Here is a 2092-nt window from a genome sequence, read left to right on the forward strand (position 1 = left end):
CAGCACCACCGCCAGGCGCGCCGGCCCGCGTGCGAGGTCACGCTCGCTCCGGCAGGCACCACCCGCGAGCCGGCGTCGCCAGGCGACGTCGACACCGTCGAGCACCTCGGCGCCCCGCAACAGCACCGCCGAGGCCACTCCGACCGGCCCTACGACCACGTTCGTGCAGTGGTGCAGCCCCATGTGCCGGTAGACGTACAGATGGCCTGGCGGCCCGAACATCACGCGGTTCCGCTGCCGCTCACCGCGGTGCGCGTGCGAGGCCGGGTCGTCAGCCCCCTCGTACGCCTCGACCTCGACGATCCGCACTGTCACCAGATCGCCGCCGATGCGCGAGGTGAGTCGAGACCCGAGTAGATCGGGTGCCACCTGCAGAGCCCGGCGGCCCAGGTCGATCACGAGCGCTCCGGCCCCACGAGCCCGCCGAGTCCGTCGATCCGGAGATCGGCGCGTGCACGAGTGCCGATCTCTCCGAACAGCTCGGCCTCCTCGACCATCCACCGGCGCCAGTGTGCTTCGACCTGGTGGCCGTCTCTGGCGATCCCGCGACGCAGCCGTTCCTCCTGGTCCGGCTCCTCGACCCACACCAGCGTGGTGACGAGGTCGAGGTGATCCAGCCTGGCGCTCCCGACTCCTTCGACGATGAGGACGCTGACCGGCGGCACCTGCACGGTCTCGTCGTAGCGCTCGGTCACCCAGTTGTAGCGGCGGTAGCTCGCGGGTTCCCCCTGAGCCAGCGCGCGCAGCACGTCGTTCACTGCCGCGCCACCTTGGCGCATGCCGCTCCAGCCCTCGTACAGGTCGTCCATCGAGATGACGGCACAGCTCACGCCGCGCTCGCCTGCCTCACGGCGGATCAGGCCCGCGATCGTGGTCTTGCCCGAGCCGGCGGGCCCATCGACCACGATCACGATCACGTCGTCGCAGGTGGGGCCGCGTCGCAACGCGTGCTCCAGCACCGCGCGGGCCGCACTCTCACCCACCGTGCACCGCCCGCACCACGAGCAGCCGGGTGTTGTCGCCGACCGGCTCCCCCGACCAGCCGCCGTCGATCCGGACGTCCTCGAAGCCCGCCGCAGTCAGCGCCGTGGAGACGGTGCCGACCCCGCGGAACCACAACTCGCTGGTGAACACGCGGTCGGTCCCGTCGGCGAGCACGTTGTGCGCGTCGAAGACCACGACGCCCTCACCAGCAGCGTCGAGGTCGGTTCGGATGACCTCGATCCACTCCCGTAGTGGGCCCAGGTGGGTCTCGCGGGTGCCCTCGGTCGCCTCGCGCGTCCAGGTGCGCCACTCCGCCGCCGCCGGATGACGGGTCTCGAACGCCAGAACGCCGCCCGGTCGCAGTGCCGCCGCCACGCGCCGGAACGCCGCCTGCAGCGCGTCGGGGTCCAGGTGCATGATCGCGTTGCCCGTGCAGAGCACGAGGTCGAGATCCGCCGTGGGCGCGATCGCATCCGCGTCACCGAGGACCCACGTGACGGCCTCGGCGCCCGGGCCCCGTCGAGCATGGTCGAGCATGGTGGTGCTGGGGTCGACGCCGGTCACCTCACGCCCTGGCGCCACCAGGCTGCGGGTCAGCAGCCCGGTACCGCAGCCGAGATCGAGGATCCGACGCGCGTCGATCTCGTCGGCCAGCGCGCGGTAGAACTCGTGATCGACGCCACCGGGGTTGTCGATGTCGTAGAGCTCGACCAGATCGGCGTCACCGTACGGGTCGTGCGTCATCGCATCGTGACGATGCCGGTGCGCCAGCAAGCGGCCTCCACCCGCGCGGCCTCGAGCTGCTCGGCCACGCGCACCGGAGCAGTCCCGCCGACACCGTCACGCGAGGCGAGCGAGCCGGCCACCGTGAGCACCTCGCGGACCTCGGGCGTGAGCGCGGGATGGATCGACTCAAGCTCGGCATCGCTGAGCTCGTGCAGCTCGATCGGCGGCTTCTGCTGCTCGCATGCGCGTACGCACTCCCCCGCCACCTCGTGTGCCACCCGGAACGGCACTCCCTGCCGGACCAGCCACTCGGCGATGTCGGTCGCGAGCGAGAACCCCTGCGGTGCAAGGGACGCGAGGCGCTCGGTGTCGAACTGCAGCG

General features: G+C 71.5%; 3 protein-coding genes and 1 pseudogene. All 4 read right to left on the reverse strand.

What is annotated here, in order from left to right:
• The coding region (locus ACOJSN_RS14740; RefSeq protein WP_420113249.1) for a DNA-3-methyladenine glycosylase at window positions 1–399 on the reverse strand (399 nt) is incomplete at its 3' end.
• Window positions 396–983: a uridine kinase family protein gene (locus tag ACOJSN_RS14745; RefSeq protein ID WP_420113250.1), complete on the reverse strand. Its 588-nt coding sequence runs from the start codon at window positions 981–983 to the stop codon at window positions 396–398. The genes ACOJSN_RS14745 and ACOJSN_RS14740, both read right to left, overlap by 4 nt.
• Complete coding sequence (locus ACOJSN_RS14750; RefSeq protein WP_420113251.1) at window positions 976–1728, reverse strand: class I SAM-dependent methyltransferase; 753 nt, start codon at window positions 1726–1728, stop codon at window positions 976–978. The genes ACOJSN_RS14745 and ACOJSN_RS14750 overlap by 8 nt, the downstream gene beginning before the upstream one ends.
• Window positions 1725–2092 (reverse strand): annotated as a pseudogene (locus tag ACOJSN_RS14755) (argininosuccinate lyase); the annotation flags it as partial. The gene ACOJSN_RS14750 and the pseudogene ACOJSN_RS14755, both read right to left, overlap by 4 nt.

This window comes from Pseudactinotalea sp., assembly GCF_048594945.1.
GTDB lineage: Bacteria > Actinomycetota > Actinomycetes > Actinomycetales > Beutenbergiaceae > Pseudactinotalea.

Coding starts and splice junctions, on each gene's coding strand:
- ACOJSN_RS14750 (WP_420113251.1), bottom strand. CDS start 1,728: ATGACGCACGACCCGTACGGTGACGCCGATCTGGTCGAGCTCTACGAC.